Below are 17405 nucleotides of genomic sequence, written 5' to 3' on the forward strand. Positions count from 1 at the left end.
TAGCCCGCTGACGCGGTGGTTTTGCCCCGGGACGCGGGCCACCGGCCGATTCGCGCGGTGCCGACCGCCGTGTGGGCCGCGCTTGCGATCATCGGCCTTCGTGACAGCACGGGGGACGGGGTTCGGTGTGGAGGCGCGTTCACCGCGTGAGCTGTTGGACGTGGTGCTGGGCACACAGCCGGCGCCGCCCCGGGAAGTGGTCGTCCTGGTCGCGTGTGCGGCCACGCTCGGGGTCGTGAAGCGGGAGTCCTGGGGCCTGCTGCGCATCTACGTCACGATGCTGCACGAGGGCGGGCACGCTCTGGTGGCGGTGCTCTCCCGCCGCAGGGTCACCAAGATCCTCCTCAACGCCAACACCTCGGGCGCGGTGCATTCGCTCGGCGAGCGCAAGGGAGCCAAGGCGGTGCTCGGGTCCCTGGCCGGCTACCCGGCCCCCGGCCTGGTCGCGCTGGGCGCGGCCGTGCTCATCGGCCGAGGGCGGGCGTCCCTCACACTGTGCGTCGTCGCGTGTCTGGCTCTGCTGATGCTCGTCAAGATCCGGACCGTCTACGGCGTCTTCGTGACCATCTTCTTCGTGGCCGGGCTCGTCGCGGTCATGGCGCTGGCCGATCCGCGCGCGCAGACGGGTGTCGCGCACCTGATGGCCTGGTTCCTGGCGGCCGGGGCCGTCCGCTCGGTGTTCGAAATGCTCAGGCGGCGCAGGCTCGGCCGGCACAAAACGGACGACGTCGACAACCTCGTCGCGGAGACCGGCCTGCCGGCCGCGTTCTGGATGGCGACCTTCGTCTGGATGGTGCTGGCAACGTACGCGGCATCCGCACTCCTGCTCGCGCCTTGGCCCACCGGATGACGGGTAGTGACGCCCACTAGGCAGGCATTCGTGATCAAAGAGGCAATTCGGGTATTGCCTCCGGGTGTCTCGGTCTACGGTGGAGAGAGCGGCGCGTTCGTGCGGCCCTTCCGGCTTGGCCGTTGTGGCCTGCCCGTCCTGCCAGGACGTCCTGCCCTCGGCGCGCCAGGGACTCCAGAGGCTCGGGGAGACCACGCGAAAGCGGGCACACCATGACCACCCTCGGCCCAGACGCCGCAAAACTCGGCAGCAGCCTGCGCGGCACATTCGGCGGCGACGTCCTGCTCCCCGGCTCCCCCGGGTACGACGAGGCCCGCGTCGTCTTCAACGGCGCCATCGACCGGCATCCCGGCGCCATCGCGCAGTGCACGAGTCCCGACGACGTCGCCCTCGCCCTCGAAGCGGCCCGCGACGCCGAGTTGGAGGTCTCCGTACGCTGCGGCGGGCACGGCGTCAGCGGCAAGGCGCTCACCGACGGCGGACTCACCATCGACCTTCGCCGCATGAACGACGTCACCGTCAACGCCGACGCGCGCACCGTCCGTGTGGGCGGCGGCGCGACGATCGGGGACATGGACAACGCCACCGCGCCGTACGGCCTGGCGACGACCGGCGGGCGGGCGTCCACCACCGGTATCGGCGGCTTCACTCTCGGCGGCGGATCCGGTTGGCTGGAGCGCCGGTTCGGGCTCGCGTGCGACAACTTGCTCGCCGTCGACATGGTCACCGCCGACGGCACCGCCCTGCGGGCGAGCGCCGATTCGCACCCGGACCTGTTCTGGGCCCTGCACGGCGGCGGCGGCAACTTCGGCGTCGCCACCTCCTTCACCTTCCGTCTGCACGAACTGCCCGCCTTCAGCGTCGCGTTGCTCATGTGGCCCGCCGCGTACGGACCCGACGTGCTGCGCACCTACCGCGACTTCTGCGACACCGCACCGGACGCCGTCGGCGGAGGCTTCCTCTACCTGGTCGGTCCGCCCGAGGAGTTCGTACCGGAGCACCTGGTGGGGCGGCTCGTGGCCGCGGCGCTGGTGACCTACACCGGCCCCGAAGCCGAGTGCCGCGACGTCGCCGGCCCCTTCCTCGGCCTCGCGCCGGAAGGCGCGATGATCGCCGAAGTCCCGTACCCCGCCTTCCAGTGCATGCTCGACGACCCGCCCGGAATGCGGAACTACTGGTCGGCCGAGTATCTGACGTCCTTCCCGGACGAAGCCGTCGACATCTTCTGTGCGCGGTCGCCGGAGATGATCATCCCGTCGGCGTCGCTGCACGTGTTCTTCCCGCAGGGCGGCGCACTGGCCCAGGACAACGGGCGGTTCCCGTTGCCGTGGCGCGAAGCTCCTTACGCCGTCCACCCGTTCGGCATGTGGGAGGACCCGGCCGACGACACGCGCGGTGTGCAGTGGGCGCACGACGTATGCGCCGACATGCGGCCGTGGGCAACCGGATCCGTCTACCTCAACTTCATCGGCGACGAAGGCCACACCCGCGTGGTGGACGGCTTCGGCCCCGACAACTACCGCAGGCTGGCCGAGATCAAGGCCGAGTACGACCCCGGCAACGTCTTCCACCTGAACCAGAACATCCGCCCCGCCTGACAGCACGACCCGACGTCCCCGCAGCATCGGTACCGCGGCATCAACGCGACATCAGCACCGCGGCATGGGTCGTCACCGCGGGACCGCTTGTCACCGCGGCATCAGTCGTCCGCGGGCAGGACCAGCCACAGGGTTTCCAGGCGGAACGGGAGCAGGGCCGGGCGGCCGTTGGGCGGCCGCATGTAGAGGCTGTCGCCGGCCATCGCCAGGTGCGCGACCGTGCTGGTCATCGGCTCGCCGTTGTACGCCGTCGCGGCCACCCGTACCGCGCTCCCCCGGTCCAGTGCCTGCGCCAGCACGAGGCAGTCCTCCGGGCCGAGCAGCGGTGCCGCCTCGTGCAGTCGGGCCGCCTTCGCGGTGAGCGGCGGGGGCGGGCGCAGCGCGCTTTCGAGCAGGTCCGCGGCCCAGGAGCGCCAGGCCTCCGACGTGTCCTCGGACATGGGCAGCGCCACGGTGCGGCCTCCGGTACGGCCCGGATCGGCGTTGTCGGGGCTCTCCGCCCGGAACTCGGCGGGGCGTTCGACGAGCGCGCTGCCGGTCTCGGTCTCGGCGGCGGGCGCGTACCCCGCTCGACGCAAGTGGTAGACCGCCTCGTCCAGCGGCTCCGCGCAGAGCAGGACGGTCGGCGCGATCCGCCGCAGGCGTAGCTCGGACAGGCCGCGGTGGTGCAGGAGTTCGGTGACCAGCGCCTCGTCGTCGGAGTAGACGACGCTGGCCGCCGAGGCGACTCGGACCCGGCCGTACCGGCGTCCGACCTCGTGGATCAAGTCCGCGACTTCTTTGGGAAGTTCGCCTATCGCGACTTCGGCCAGGTCGGCGAGCAGGCCCGCGGCGGTGCCCCCCGCGTCCAGGTGGCGGCGGACCGACGCCTCGGAGAACCGCCAGACACGGCCCGGCCCTTCGGGGTCCGCGCAGCCGCTCAGCAGGCGTACCAGCTCCACGGCGGGCGTGCCCACGACCGCGGCGGTCAGGTCGGGGCGGAACCGCGCGCGACGGGTCGCGGGCGGCACCAACTCCTCGGCCACCGCCAGGAGTGCGGCGGCGCTGTGCTGGACCGCCAGTCCGCCGCCGAGGGCGGTGAGCGCGCCGTGCGCCACGAGGCCGAGCGCCGCGGCTTCATGAAGTGCGGTGACGGTGAATGCGACCGCGTCGAAGCGTCCGCGGTACGCCGACTCGATCTCGTCCGCCACGTCCCGGCAGTCCGCACACCCGCAGGGTGCGACCAACGGGAACTCGGCCGGTCGTACGGGCCCCGGATCGGTCGCCACAAGGCAGTTCGCGTCGCCGAGGTCGCCCCCGACCCCGATTTCGGTGTCGGCCTCGGCGTCGACCTCGGTCCCGGCGTCGGTCCCGGCGTCGGTCTCGGGGTCGAGTGCCGAGTCGAAGACGGTGTCCAAGGCCGTCTCGACCGCGGACTCGCCCGCCGCGTCGACCACCGACCCGGCGGCGTACGCGTCCGCCGCCTGGCCGTGGCCGTGTCCCGGCGCGTACGCGGCCCCTTCCGCCGGCTCGAACCCCGCCACCATCTCGTCGATGCCCTGCCGGAACGGCGTCGGGCACACCCACGCCACGCAGCGGGCCAGCGATGCCGGATCGGCCACGGCCCGGTCCGGGCCCAGCGCCCCCAGCGTGCGCAGAAGCGTGCCACGCGCCACCAGGGCCAGCCCACCGCGCGCCGACGTGCCGGACAGCGGTGCCGGAGGCCGGGTGCCCGGGCGGGACGCGGCGTCGACCACGTCGAGCGTCGGTACGTCGGGCATCGTGACCCAGCCCCGGACGAGCACCAGCAGGCGCGCCGCGGGCTCGCCGTCGAGCCACGCGTCGTACGCCGCCGTCGGCAGCACCCGCCCCCGCTCCGCATCCGCGACCAGCAGCCCGGCCGACTCCGCGACATGCAGCCACAAGCGCACGGTGCCCTCGTCGCACACGAGTTCGCGCGCCAGGCGACGCATCTCGCGTACGCCGACACCGCCGCTCTTGAGCAGCCCCGGCGGCGCGACCGCGCAGGCGTGCAGCAGCCGCGCGGCGACGTCGAGGGCCGCGGACGCGGACGCCGCCGAGGTCCGCAGCACCGCCGCCCGATCCGCCGCCACGGTCGCCACCTGCGGCGGGCGCGACTCGAACGGCACCCGGTAGTCGTCCCCGCGCAGCGCGAGTGCCACCTCGCGCGGCATCATCTCCCAGCCGTCGCCGGTCGGCAGCAGCAGGCCGCGGCGGCGAAGCCGGGCGAACCCGTCGCTCCGCCCTCCGTTGGTACGCGGCCCGTAGTAGCCCCACGCGGCGGCCGGGTCACGGCGTATGCCCACCTCGGTGAGCTCGTCGAGGGCGGCCCGCGCGGAGGGGTCGAGGCGGGCGGCGATGCGGCGTACCACCTCGGGGTCGCCGAGCAGGCGCGCCGCGAGCACCGCGTTGTCGTCCTTGCGGCCCGCGGGCAGGCCGCCCAACTCCCGGACGATCGCGTGGAGATCCTCGGGCCGCTGCCCGAGCAGCAGGCCGTACGCGGGCGCGCCGAGGCCCAGCGGCAGCGGGAACACCGAGGCGGCGCCCGGGTGCAGGCGTATCCGCCCGTCTTCCGGCCACGCCAGCACGCGGCCGGTGAGGGCGTCGAGTGTGGGCCCGAGATCGCGCACCTCGCGGCGGTCGGGCCCGCACACCAGCCCGAGCAGCGCCTCGGGGTCCACGACCACGACCGGGTCGTCGTCGAGCCGCGGCCCGGCCTCCCGGCCCAGGCGCGCGGCGCCCCCCGGCGGCCGCTCCTCGGCGACCGCCCAGAGCACTTCGAGCAGTTGGAGTTCGCCCCGGCTGAGGAACGAGCAGCCCAGCAACGCCGTTTCCGGATCCGCGAGGCAAACCGCCACATGGCGCAGCGTCGTGGGCCTGGGCTCTTCGGGCACAGTCGGGGTCATGGTGACGATGCGCGCGAGGTCCGATGCGGAAAGCGAGGCGAGGTACACCGCGAGCGAGTCTGTGGTGGACAGCGTCACGCTTCCAGACTGCCAGATGGCCCGGACGGGAGGACAACTCCCCTGGGGTGGCGCGGGGGTGGCGATGCCCGGTCGGGACGCAACCCGCCCCTCGCGCGACCGTACGGCGACTACCTCTGTACGTTCCACCCCTTGCGGCGCAGTTCCACCACCAGTCCCTCGGCCGCCGCCGGATCCACCATGAGTTCGACGAGACCGGCCGGACGACCGGGCGAGTGGTCGATGGACATGTCCTCGATGTTGACGCCGGCGATCCCGACGTCCCCGAACAGCCGTGCCAGCTCACCGGGTTGGTCCCCGACCACGACGGGGACGGACTCGTACCGCGCGGCGGGCGCGCCGTGCTTGCCCGGAATGCGCGCGTGCCCGACGTTGCCGCGGCGCAGAATGCCGCCAATGCCTTCCTCGCCGCTGCGGCGTTTGGCGTCGTCCTCGGCGGCGAGTTCGCGCAGGGCGGTGACGGTCTCGTTGAGGTCGTCCGCGAACCCGGCCAACACGTCGGCGACCGCGGTGGCGTTCGCGCCGAGGATCTCGATCCACAGGCGCGGGTCGGATCCGGCGATGCGGGTGACGTCGCGTACGCCCTGCCCCGCGAGCCGCGTCGCGGTGTCGGCCGCGTCCTCGAAGCGGGCCGCCATCAGCGCGGACACCAGGTGCGGCGCATGCGACACGAGGGCCACCGCATGGTCGTGCGCCCGTGGCTCCATGACCACCGGAACGGCCCGGCACAGCGCGACCATCTCCAGGGCGCGGTTCAGCGTCTCGGTGTCGGTCTCCTTCGACGGCGTCAGCACCCACGGGCGCCCGTCGAACAGGTCCGCGCGCGCCGCGAACGGCCCGGAGCGCTCGCGCCCGGCCAGCGGATGCCCGCCGATGTAGCGGGACACGTCGCAGCGGAGGGCCTCGATGTCGAGCAGCGGCTGCTCCTTGACGCTCCCCACGTCGGTGTAGCTGTGCGCGAGGCCCTGGTCCTGGCAGTCCTTGAGCGCGGCCGCGATCCGCCCGGGCGGGACCGCGAGCACGGCCAGGTCCACCTCGGCGGGCGGCGCCTCGTCGAGCCCCGCACCGAGCGCGGCGGCGGTACGCACCGCGGTAGAGTCCGCGTCGTGCAGGTAGACGGTGATCCCGCGCGCGGTGAGCGCAAGTGCCACGGAGGTCCCGATAAGGCCGGTGCCGACCACGGCGGCGGTACGCATCAGGGACGCTCCGTTGCTGGTGGGGGTGCCCTGCGGAAACGGCAGGGCTGCCCCCAAGGTTATCCGTGTCCGTCGGTGCCCTCTCGCCGTGCCCACTCTGCGATCACCCGGCCGTCAGGCCGCACTCACCGGGCACTCACCAGGTGCTCACCGGACCCTCGCCAGGTGCTCAGGCACGAACCGGGGCCGTGCCGGCCTTGCCGGTGCCCTCGCGTCGCTACTCCGTCGGCGGCTCCGGCTCCGCGGGCGGGTTGAGCTCGGCCCAGCGGCGGCCCAGCTCCTGGTAGTACGCGGGCTCCCACGACGAACGCCGCAGCACGTCGTCCAGCACCGGGTAGGGCGCGAGGCGGCGGCGGTCGCTCATCAGGTCGAGGGCCAGCGCCCGCAGCGGCCTGGCCGGGTCCTTCTCCAGCGTGAGGACCACCCGGACCAGCCGTTCGAACATGCGCCGCACGACCTTCGCCTCGACACCCGCCTCCACAAGGCGGTCGCCGTACCGCGCCGGGTGCAGCAGCACGTCGCGTACCGCCTGGCGCTCGCGCTGCGTCCACTTGGGCGCGTCGTCCAGGCGGCGCGGGAAGTGCTCGGCGACGTACGGCAGCAGGCGCAGGTCGGCGAGCTCCAGCGCGACGGCCAGGGCGACGACGTCCTCGACGAACGCGACCGCGCGGTCCGCGCCGCCGTCGGCCACCTGGTCGGCGGCGAACTCCAGGGCGTCGATGTCCTCGTCGTAGACGCCACGCCGCTTCCAGCGCTCGCGCTCGGCGTTGCCCGCGCTGGGCGGCGGGTCCTCGGGGCGCAGCGGAACGGCCGCGGGCGGGCGTAGCGGGAACGCCTCGGGTTCCGCCAGGACGGGATCGAGACCGTGATCGGCACCGACCTCGGGGGCCAAACCGGGTTCGAGATCGGGATCGGGATGGAGATGGGGATCGCGGTCCGCTTCCGCCGCTCGCTTGCGCCCCTGGTCGGGCGCCTGAACCGGCACATGGTCGTCTGGCGCCGGTTCGGGTGCCGCTGCGGGCGCTTGGTGGATCGCCTGGCCGGGGGCCGGTTCCGGACCGCCGAGACCAGGCGCGGCGTCACGGTCGGGGTAGGCCTCGGCCCGTCCGGCGGCCGGGTGCGCCTCGGCCCGCTCCGCGGGTACGTCCGGCTCCGGCGCGGCACCGGGGCGCTTCGGCCGCGCGGACCGTACGCCGCGCAGCGGGCGCCGGGGCAGCACGGACCGAGCCGCGGGCGAGGCCGCCGAGGCGGTGTCCCCGGGCGGTGCCTCGGCCTGCGGGACCTCCTCGGCCCGGATGTCCTCGGGGCGGACGTCGTCGCGCCGGTCGTCGTCGGGTGTGGACCCGTCGGGCGGGACCGCCGCGTCGCCCGGGTGCGGCGGCGGCACCAAGGACGCGGTCTGCCGCCCGTCCCTGGTCGTGGGGATCGCCGGGTGGCCCGCGTTCGGGGTACGCCGGGGCAGCGGCGCCCCGGTGATGCGGGGTGCGGCTTCGGCGGCGGCGACCTCCGAACCGGCCGGCTCGGTGAACATCACCGCCGACGTGTCCGAGCGGGCGGGCGCCGCCGAACGTGCGGTCTCCGGAGGGTCGCCGCCGAGCAGTTGGTCCAGCGTCGCGTCGGGCTCGTCGGGCGGCACGTCGCGCACCGGCCGGACGGAGGGCTCGGCGACGCGTACCTCGGCCGCGCCTGCCGTTCCCGGGTCCGCCGCCGTCGGCGGTGCCGCTGTCGTTGTCGATGCGGCATGGGTTCCGTTGTCCGCTCGGGGGCCTGACCCCACGTCGGACCATGCCTCCCGTCCCGCCTCGGCCGTGGGACCGGTGCCTCCGGTGTCCGCGTCGTGACCGGCCTCGGCTGCCGCGGCCTCCTCCGCGAGCCGCGCCTCCTGCCAGGCGGCCGCTCTCGACAGCGCCTGCGTCGACTCGCCCGGGACGACCTCCTCGTTGGACAGCCGGAGCGGCGTGCCCCCGCCCGCGCCGAGGTCCGTGCCGGCCGCGAAGCGGTCACGGATCTCCACGGCCCGGTCGTACGGCTGGTGCCGCCGCAGTCCCTGGAGCCCGCGCAGCAGCGGGTACATCGTGTCCCAGTCGTCCTCGACGTAGCGCCGCACCATGAGTTCGGCCGCCTCGCGGAACACGTCGGTGCGTGCCTCCGAGTCCGGGTCGATGCGGTGGCGCCCGCTCCACGACTGCGAGGGCCAGCGCGGCACCACGACGAAGCGGGGCCTGGTGGTGCCGTCCGTCGTCTCGTACGTCGAGAACGTGAGCGGCCCCGGCAGCGGCACGGTGATGAGGTCGAACAGCCCCCACAGCAGCGCGACCGGATCGCCGACGTCGGCGAGCCGGACCGAGAAGCCCATCGTCGGGCGGCGGAGCACGGCGGCGAGCACCACGGTCAGCTCCTCCGCCCGGGTCCGCGCCGCGTCGCGGAGCGCGAACGCCCGTTCGGCCAGCGCGTCGTCCAGCACGGTGTCGGGTACGCGGGCCAGCCGCCGCCCGACGGGTATCTCGGCCAGTTGCGGCTGCCCGGTGCGCCAGGACCAGCCGTCCAGCGCCAGGACCGCGTGCGGGGTCAGCGCGGCCCGGGTGCCGAGCAGCACGTGTGCGTGGTTGCCGAGCCGCCCCTGTTCGAACTCCGAGGCGACGCGGTGCACAACGGCCGCGAACGAGTCGACGTGGATCAGCGACGTACTGTTCTGCGGTGCGCCGTCGCCGCCGAACTCGGCGGCCACCGCCTCCGACAGATCGGGCACGAGCCGCGCGAGATCGGCGACCGGCAGCGAAGTGGCCGCCGGGCCGAGGCCCTTGCGTCCGAACAGGTCCTGGCGCTGCCACCGGTACACGATCTGGTGCAGTGGCTGGCGACTTGTCGTCGGTTGGGTGGAGCCCTCCATGACTACCCCTCCAAGGGGTCCGCCGGGTCGGGGAGGAGGGACCGGCTGGCTGCCCACAGCCGGCCGATCTCCTCGAAGAAGCGCGCACCGAGGCCGTGCGCGACGGCGGCCCCGATGAGTTCCTGCTGATAGGGACGATAGGTGCCGGGGACGGTGTCGAGGTTGCGGACGACCACAGCAAGATTGTCCGCGGTGCTGTCAGTCTGGCAGCCGTCGAGGACATATGCCGCGAACTGTCCGATGATTGACGCTATCTGATGGCGTGGCACTCCGCAGCGGTCGAGTGCCCGCATCGGACCGTCGAGGCCCGCGAGCACACGTTCGAGGGCCGCCTGCTCGCGTGCCGACGGCAACCGCGGGGACGGCACGACCAGTTCGGCGAGCCGCTCGACGAGTGCGGGCAACAGCGCCTCGTCGGCGCGTTCCAGGCCGACCGCGACCGGTACGAGCCCGGCCCGCCCGACCAGTTCGCGGAACTCGCGGTCGCCGGTGGCGCCGCCGCCGTCGAGCCACCGCGACGCGTCCAGCAGCGGCTGGAGCGCCCATTCGGCGACGCCGTCCTCGGCCCAGCCGGCGAGGTCCCAGCCGCGCGCGGTGCGCTCGGACGGTGGGGCGGGGGCGACGACCGGAGGCGCGGGCGCAGCCGTCGGACCCGCCGGGACCGCGGACAGTGCGGCGGCGGCCCGGGCGGCCGCGGCGGCGGAACCGAGCGGTGGGCCGGGAGGCGTGGCCTCGGGCGGCGCGCTTCCCGGCGCGACCCCGGGCGGCGGGCCGGGCGGGTACGCCGCCACGCGTCCGGCCCCCGGGCCCCCGACCGGACGCCCGGGGCCCCGCGGCTGCTCGGGACGTTCCGGGCGCTCGGGCACCGGCAGTGCCACGGGCAGGTAGCGGGTCTCGGGCTGCGTGGGTGCCGGGCCGGAGGGACGCTCTATGTGCGGCGGCAGCACCGGCGTTCGCTCGGGCCGCGCGGCAGCCGACGGGGCGGGCGGCGCGGCGTGCTGCGCAGGCCGCGCAGCCACAGGCACCTCAGGCACGTCCGGCACGCCCGGCACCTCCGGCAAGTCCTCCTCCAGAGGGCCGGGATCCGCCGCGACGGGGACATCGGCGTACGGATCGTCGACATCACCCGCACGCGCCGACCGGGCGCGGGGCCCGCCGCCGCGCCCGCCGGACCAGGAGTCGTGGGACCGCTGCGGGGGCATGCCCGAGGCCGCGTCCACATCCGTGTTCGGTCTCGCGTGGCGCCCGCTGTGCGGTCCCTCCGGCAGGTACTCGCCCGGATACGTCCCCGTCACGTCCAACTCCGCGGGGACGCCAAGGTAATCGGCGAGACCGTGCCCGAACACAGCCGCCGCGGAAGCCGCCTCGGCGCCGGGGCCCGCCGCCCGCGCGATGGTGTCCCAGCCCCTCGGCGGTGCGGCCTGCCGTGCCTCGACCGCCGGCCGCGCCGGACCGCGTGCCTTCACCAGGGACACCCTTGACGGGAACAGCGTGTCGATGGCGTCCAGGATCGCGATCGCCTTGGGCTCGGGCTCCAGTTCGGCCACCGGCCGCAACTGGCGCAGCAGCGCCCGGGTCTGCTCCCACGGACGCTCCGCGTAGCACTCCACGAGCCTGCGCGCCGCTTCCGCGTACAACCCGGTGCCCGGGGGCGCCGTGACGTCCAGCCGCAGGCGCCCGGGAAAGTCCGCGCCGGGCCAGTCCGGCACGACGACGAAGCGGGGACGGCTCGCGTCGTCGCTCGACTCGTACGTCGAGAAGCTCCAACTCCCCCGCACGAGATGGCTCACCAGATCGAACACGCCCCACAGCAGCGGCGCCGGATCGGGTCCAGCGTCACGTTGCAGCAGCGACAACGCCGCGCGCGGACGGGCGAACAACGTCTCGGCAACGCGTTCGAGCGCGTCCCGCCGACCCCGCGCGGCGGCCCGCAGCCCGGCGGCCCGCTCGTGGGCGAGCGCCACAAGCCCCTCGGAGGCGATGCCCTCCAGGTGGTACCCCTGCGGCATGTCGTCCAGCGGCGGACCGCCCGCTGCCCAGTCGAACACCCCCAGCGCCAGCACCACATGCGGCCCGAGCACACGTCCGGGATCCACGACGACATGCGCCACATTGCCGGGGATGGCCTCGTGTCCGTGCAGCGCGAACTCCCGGTGCACAAGCGCCGGGCCGGCGGTCGTACGTGCCCAACAGACACTCGTGTACGGGCCCGTCTCGACGTCGACCTTCATACCGACGTACGCCTGCAACTCCCGCGCCCACCCGGGCAACCGGTCCGGCGCCAGCGACGTGGCGACCGGCCCCAGCCCGCGGGCGCCCAGCAAGTCCCTCTCCTGCCAGCGGTAGACGATCCTGTCGAGGACCGCACCGCCCGTCTTCGCCCCCACGCCACCCCCACACCCCGGTCGGCCTGCCGCGCCTCGTCGCGGGGCAACGCCCTGGGCAACGTTCTAGCAGCCCCCGCCCGGTGCCGCAGCCACGCAAGCCCCTCCCCGCACGAACCGACCCCCCGACATCAGCGCTCCGCTTCGCCCGGCAAACCCTTCGACGCCCCGCTCGAACCCCGGTTCGAAGCCGACTTCGACGCGGACTCCGCGGCCGAGTGCGCGCCCGGCCCCGGCGAGACGCCCTCCTCGCGGGTGCGGAAATCCCGGGGGTGGCCTTCGGCGTGTCGCGGGTTGGGGGCGGGGCGCAGTGTGCGGTCGCCGTAGCGGAAGGCGAATCCGAGGGCGACGACCAGTACGCCGACGAGCACGATGTTGCGGACGACGACGGCATATCCGTGGTCCACCACGTCGGTGAACGGGTAGGGGTACCAGTCGGTGATCGCGCCATGGACGAGGGTGTAGATCGCCCAAAGGAGCGGAAGGGCCAGGATCTGCACGGGAGTCGCCCGGCCGATGCGGGGGCGGGGGCCGAACAGGAGCCAGCCGAGCAGCGCGAGTACCGGCATCGCGTAGTGCAGCAGGTAGTCGGCGACCAGCCCGGCGCCATGGAGGTCCAGCAGGCCCGCGAGGACGGTCGCGTACACGATGCCGGTGGTGGTGATGCAGACCAGGGCGGTGAGCCGCAGCATCCGCCACAGCGGTCCGTCGCGGTCGGGGCGCAGGGCGAGTTGGGCGGCGGTCACAGTGACCAGGATGTTGCTCTGAATGGTGAAGTAGCTCAGATAGCGCAGGATCCGCACCCCGGCGTTGTCCGAGGTGAACTCCGGTCCCCCGCGCGCGCTCACCACGAACTGGATGACGAGCCCGGCCACTCCGACGAGCGCCGTGAGCCCGTGCCACCCCCGCGCCGACGTACGCCGGTCCCACGAGCCAAGCCTCTGGCGAATACCGCCCAAACCAGCCGAATTCATACCCATATCGTAGAAAGACGCCGCCGCGCATCCGCGCCGCGGCGCCTCCGACACCTTGCTTCGCTTGCGGCCTCACACAGCCGCGCAGATCAAGGGAGGACCAGCATGGCGGGGTCCAGGTCGACCGGGAACGGGCGCTCGACCCGCACCAACTCGCCCTTCTGGATCACCCTCCTGGTCATATAGCGGCCCTTCTCAAACTCGTCGATCGTGACGCAAGCGGTGGGCTGCAAGTCCACACGCCAATACGACGGGATGGCGGCTTCCGCATAGAGCTTGGGCTTGAGCACGAGATCCGAACGCCGGTTGAACGGCGAGATCACTTCGACCACCAGCAGGATGGCATCGGCATCGACGGTCAGCTCAGCCTGTGCCGCGGCCTCCGCATCCAAGACGACCACGTCCGGAATGAGCAGGCCGCAGGGCAACAAGATGTTGACGTCCGAGAACACCTCAACGTCGGCACCCGCGTCCTCGGCAGCGCGATCGAGCAGGTTGCGAAGCTTGTAGACAGCTCGCTGATGGGGGATTCCAGGACTCGGAGACACAGTCAGCGCACCGTCCACCAGTTCGATGCGCTGATGCTTGTCCTCCGGCAGCGCGAGAACCTGCTCCACCGTCCACGGGCCCTCATGCCCGACAACGTCGTGACCCTGGCCAACGCTCATGACCCCCTCCATCCGGTCGTCCTCGGCGCGCTCAGTCTCATCGCGTCGGTCCACCATGTCAGGGAGTCACCGCCCAATCACCCATTCGGCCTATCGGGCCATGGCCTTACAGCCCTACCTCGCGGAACAGCAGGCCGATCTCCTCGTTGGACAGCCGCCGGGTACGCCCCGGGCGCTGGTCGCCCAGCTGGATCGGCCCGAACTTCGTACGCACCAGCCGCTCCACCGGGAAGCCCAGCTCCGCCAGCATGCGCCGCACGATGTGCTTGCGGCCCTCGTGCAGCACGACCTCGACCATGTACGTCTTGCCGAGCTGGTCGATGATCCGGAAGCTGTCCGCGCGCGCGAGGCCGTCCTCCAGCTCGACGCCCTCCTTGAGCCGCTTGCCCAGGTCGCGCGGGATCGGCCCCTGAATCTGCGCGAGGTACGTCTTGGTCACCTCGTAGCTCGGGTGCGTCAACCGGTTCGACAGCTCGCCGTGGTTGGTGAGCAGGATCAGGCCCTCGGTCTCGGTGTCCAGCCGACCGACGTGGAACAGGCGCTGCTCGTGGTCCGTGATGTACTCGGCGAGCGTGGGACGGCCCTCGGGGTCGTACATCGTCGACACGACGCCCGCGGGCTTGTTCAGCGCTATGTAGACCTCGCCGCTGGAGGTCGGAATCCGCAGGCCGTCGACCTTGATCTCGACCTTGGTCGGGTCCACCCGCAGGCCCTGCTCGCGCACGACCTGTCCGTCGACCTCGACGCGGCCCATGTCGATCAGCTCTTCGCAGGCCCGGCGGCTGCCGATGCCCGCCTGCGCCATGACCTTCTGGAGGCGTACGCCTTCCTGGGTCTCGCGCGTGTTCCGCTCACCCTCGCGGACGGTGGTCGGACGACGGTCGGGACGGCTCGTCCCACCGCCGCTGCCGCGGCGCGGGCCCTGCGCACCGGAGCCGCCGGAACCCGAGCGGGAACCCGCACCGGAACCGCCGCGGCCGCCGCCGTAGCCACCGCCCTGGCTGCCGCCTTGGCCGCCGCCGTAGCCCTGGCCGCCGCCGGATCCGCCGCGACCGGCGCCGGAGCGGCCCGCGTCACCGCGGCCCGTACCGCCTCCGCCACCTCGGCCGGCGTCGCCCCGTCCCGAGCCGCCGCGCCCGGCGGCGCCGCCCCGCGGTGCGCCGGACCGCTCGTCGCGGTTGTTGCCCGCGCCGCGGAAGTTGCCGCGGCCGGAGCCCTGCCTGCCTGTGCCAGCCATCAATCGTCCGTAGTCGTCTGACCGGTCTCGTCGGCCGCGTCCGGCTGTGTGGCGGACGCGGACCCGCTCCCGGTGTCGGTGGGGTCGTCGGCCGCGGGGGCGGGGTCTGCGGGAGCGCTGTCCGCGCTGTCCTCGGCATCCGCCGCCGCGGAGTCTTCGCCACCAGTATCCCCGGTTTCCCCGCCCTCGGCTGCCACCGGCCCGGGCACCTTCGCGGACGGGCCCCCGGACACGTCTTCAGGCACGTCTTCAGGCACGTCCTCGGCCAGGTCGTCAGGTGCGCCTACAGGTGCGTCGTCGGACGGGCCTTCGGCCCCACTCTCGAAGTCGCTCCCAGCCCGACCGTCGGACAAATCAGCCCCGACTGCGTCGTCCGAGTCCTCGGCCTCGTCCGTGGTCCCGGTCTGCTCCACGCCTCCCCGCGAGCCGCTCGGGGAGCCGCCCAGCGGGAAGCCCTCCAAGCCGCCCTCGGTCTCCGCCTCCAGGGCCTCCACCTCGGGCAGGAAGGGCGCAAGCTCCGGCAGCTCGTCCAGGCTCACGAGGCCCATGCGCTCCATGAAGAAGTCCGTCGTGCGGTACAGGAACGCCCCGGTCTCGGGCTCGACGCCGTACTCCTCGACGAGGCCGCGGGCGAGCAGCGTACGCATGACGCCGTCGCAGTTGACGCCCCGCACCGCGGAGATGCGGCTGCGGCTGACCGGCTGGCGGTAGGCCACCACGGCCAGCGTCTCCAGCGCGGCCTGCGTGAGCTTCGACTGCTGGCCGTCGAGCACGAACTTCTCGACCGCCTCGGCGTGCTCCGGCCGCGTGTAGAACCGCCAGCCCCCGGCCACCTGGCGCAGGTCGAAGCCGCGGTTCTGGGCCGTGTACTCCGCGGACAGCTCGCGCAGCGCCGTCACCACCGCCTCGGTCGGCTGTTCGAGGACCTGGGCGAGCACGATGTCCGGGACGGGACTGTCGACGACCATCAGCACGGCTTCGAGCTGCGGCTTGAGGAGTGCGGGGTCCAGCCCTGACACGATCTCGGCCGGTGGCCCCGCCTCGGGCGCGCGGCCGTGCTCGGGCTCCGGCTCCGTCCGGTCGCCCGGCGTGGTCTCGTGGCCCTCGTCCGCGTGCGCGTGCTCGCGCTGCATCGGCAGAGCGGCGGTCTCCGTCGCGGCGGCGTCGGGCGTACCGCCAGGCTCGTCCGGCGGCTCGATCCAGAACCCCTCGTCACTCATGCCGGTTCCTCCACGTCGACCGCTTCCGGTTCCACCGCGTCCGCGTCCTGGACCTGCTCGCCCTGGTCCCGGTCCGGCTCGTCGTCTTCGTCGTCTTCGTCGAACTGCGCACCCACCTGCGGTGCGTCCTCGTCGCCTCCGGTCCACCGCACATGCAGCTCGCCGAGCGCCTCGACCTGGTCGAACCCGACGGCCGCCTCGCGGAACAGCTCCAGCAGACACAGGAAGCGCGCGATGACGTGCAGGTTGTCCGGGCAGTCGGCGGTCAGCGCGCGGAAGGTCAGCGCGCCGTGCCTGCGCAGGCGTTCGACGACGATGGCGGACTGCTCGCGTACGCTCACCCGCTGCACGTGGATGTGCTCGATCGAGACGACCTTGGGGCCCTTGGGCGTCATGGCCCGCGCCGCCAACCGCGCGAACTTCTCCAGGTCCATCTTGATGACCAGTTCGGGCAGCATGCCCGTGTACCGCTCCTCGAGCGGCACGTCGCGCGGGTACCTGCGCGCCTCGACCGCCCAGCGCTCGTCGAAGATCGCGGCGATCTGCTTGTACGCCCGGTACTGCAAGAGCCGCGCGAACAGCAGGTCGCGCGCCTCCAGCAGCGCGAGGTCTTCCTCGTCCTCGATCTCCGCGGCGGGCAGCAGCCTCGCCGCCTTCAGATCGAGCAAGGTGGCCGCCACGACGAGGAACTCGGTGGCGACGCCGAGGTCCCACTCCGAACCCTGCGCCCGGATGTACGCGATGAACTCGTCGGTGACCTTCGAGAGCGACACTTCGGTCACGTCGAGCTTGTGCTTCGCGATCAGGCCGAGGAGCAGGTCGAACGGACCCTCGAAGTTGTCCAGGTGGACCGCGAAGCCCTTGTGCTCCTCCGCCGGAACGTCGGCGGGAGCCTCGTGCTCGGGGGCCTCGTGCTCAGGAGCCTCGTCCTCAGGGGCCCCGTCCGCGGGAGCCTCGTCCCCTGGGGCCCCGTCCGCGGGAGCCTCGTCCGATGCAGCCGCGGCGTCGGCGTCGGCGTGCGCCGCATCCTCGGCAGCGCGGTCCTCCGGAACGGAGGCGGCATCAGCACCCGAATCGTCCAACGGCACCCCGGCCGGGTCGCCCGTCCCGCCCCCCGGCCCGCCTTGCGCGGGCAGCGCGCCGACGCCGCCCCGGCCGAGCGGGCGGCGGGCGGGTGGGACCGGGTTGGCAGTGGACATCGGGTTCCATGGTGCTGGGCGGGGACGACGGCGACGGGTTGCCCCGCCGGTAGATGCCGGATTTTCACGGTTTGACCGAGCATTGCGCAAGGGGCTGCGTCCGATCGGCCGCCCGCCAGGATCTCCGCCGTACTCGCGGTACACCCCCCGACACGCCGAACGGGGGCGGATCCACGGCCAAGTCCCGGGACTTGGCCGTGGATCC

General features: G+C 73.3%; 10 protein-coding genes and 1 pseudogene. 2 read left to right on the top strand and 9 right to left on the bottom strand.

Annotation, left to right across the window (positions count from 1 at the left end):
* The first annotated feature begins 100 nt into the window (after positions 1-100).
* Complete coding sequence (locus AB0C36_RS02355) at positions 101-850, top strand: M50 family metallopeptidase (protein ID WP_358347957.1); 750 nt, start codon at positions 101-103, stop codon at positions 848-850.
* A 212-nt stretch (positions 851-1062) separates the two neighbouring features.
* Complete coding sequence (locus AB0C36_RS02360; protein WP_358347958.1) at positions 1063-2448, top strand: FAD-binding oxidoreductase; 1386 nt, start codon at positions 1063-1065, stop codon at positions 2446-2448.
* A 101-nt stretch (positions 2449-2549) separates the two neighbouring features.
* Here the strand turns inward: AB0C36_RS02360 and AB0C36_RS02365 are convergent, their stop codons facing one another.
* From AB0C36_RS02365 to AB0C36_RS02405, 9 genes and pseudogenes are all read right to left on the bottom strand, one after another.
* Complete coding sequence (locus tag AB0C36_RS02365) at positions 2550-5432, bottom strand: helicase-associated domain-containing protein (RefSeq protein ID WP_358347961.1); 2883 nt, start codon at positions 5430-5432, stop codon at positions 2550-2552.
* A 110-nt stretch (positions 5433-5542) separates the two neighbouring features.
* The gene (locus AB0C36_RS02370) at positions 5543-6628 is read right to left on the bottom strand and encodes a prephenate dehydrogenase (RefSeq protein ID WP_358347964.1); all 1086 of its coding nucleotides are present in this window, start codon (positions 6626-6628) and stop codon (positions 5543-5545) included.
* A 217-nt stretch (positions 6629-6845) separates the two neighbouring features.
* The gene (locus AB0C36_RS02375; RefSeq protein ID WP_358347966.1) at positions 6846-9518 is read right to left on the bottom strand and encodes a hypothetical protein; all 2673 of its coding nucleotides are present in this window, start codon (positions 9516-9518) and stop codon (positions 6846-6848) included.
* 2 nt (positions 9519-9520) lie between these two features.
* A complete protein-coding gene (locus AB0C36_RS02380) occupies positions 9521-11905 on the bottom strand; it encodes a hypothetical protein (RefSeq protein WP_358347969.1) in 2385 nt (794 codons plus the stop codon).
* 128 nt (positions 11906-12033) lie between these two features.
* Entirely contained in the window at positions 12034-12876 is an 843-nt protein-coding gene (locus AB0C36_RS02385; protein WP_358347972.1) for a Pr6Pr family membrane protein, read from the bottom strand.
* A gap of 89 nt (positions 12877-12965) precedes the next feature.
* Entirely contained in the window at positions 12966-13544 is a 579-nt protein-coding gene (locus tag AB0C36_RS02390) for a Uma2 family endonuclease (RefSeq protein ID WP_358347975.1), read from the bottom strand.
* 106 nt (positions 13545-13650) lie between these two features.
* Complete coding sequence (locus tag AB0C36_RS02395) at positions 13651-14781, bottom strand: pseudouridine synthase (RefSeq protein WP_358347977.1); 1131 nt, start codon at positions 14779-14781, stop codon at positions 13651-13653.
* Positions 14782-15230: 449 nt separating this feature from the next.
* Positions 15231-15749, bottom strand: a pseudogene (gene scpB / locus AB0C36_RS02400) (SMC-Scp complex subunit ScpB); the annotation flags it as partial.
* Positions 15750-15997: 248 nt separating this feature from the next.
* Positions 15998-17200 (bottom strand): segregation and condensation protein A, encoded by a 1203-nt coding sequence (locus tag AB0C36_RS02405; protein WP_358347980.1) that lies wholly within the window; start codon positions 17198-17200, stop codon positions 15998-16000.
* Positions 17201-17405 lie beyond the last annotated feature (205 nt).

This window comes from Streptodolium elevatio (assembly GCF_040649515.1).
GTDB lineage: Bacteria > Actinomycetota > Actinomycetes > Streptomycetales > Streptomycetaceae > Yinghuangia > Yinghuangia elevatio.

Bases quoted from the DNA above. Each gene is read 5' to 3' on its own strand.
- AB0C36_RS02375 (WP_358347966.1), bottom strand. From the start codon at position 9,518: ATGGAGGGCTCCACCCAACCGACGACAAGTCGCCAGCCACTGCACCAG.
- AB0C36_RS02385 (WP_358347972.1), bottom strand. From the start codon at position 12,876: ATGAATTCGGCTGGTTTGGGCGGTATTCGCCAGAGGCTTGGCTCGTGG.
- AB0C36_RS02360 (WP_358347958.1), top strand. From the start codon at position 1,063: ATGACCACCCTCGGCCCAGACGCCGCAAAACTCGGCAGCAGCCTGCGC.
- AB0C36_RS02405 (WP_358347980.1), bottom strand. From the start codon at position 17,200: ATGTCCACTGCCAACCCGGTCCCACCCGCCCGCCGCCCGCTCGGCCGG.
- AB0C36_RS02370 (WP_358347964.1), bottom strand. From the start codon at position 6,628: ATGCGTACCGCCGCCGTGGTCGGCACCGGCCTTATCGGGACCTCCGTG.
- AB0C36_RS02395 (WP_358347977.1), bottom strand. From the start codon at position 14,781: ATGGCTGGCACAGGCAGGCAGGGCTCCGGCCGCGGCAACTTCCGCGGC.
- AB0C36_RS02390 (WP_358347975.1), bottom strand. From the start codon at position 13,544: ATGAGCGTTGGCCAGGGTCACGACGTTGTCGGGCATGAGGGCCCGTGG.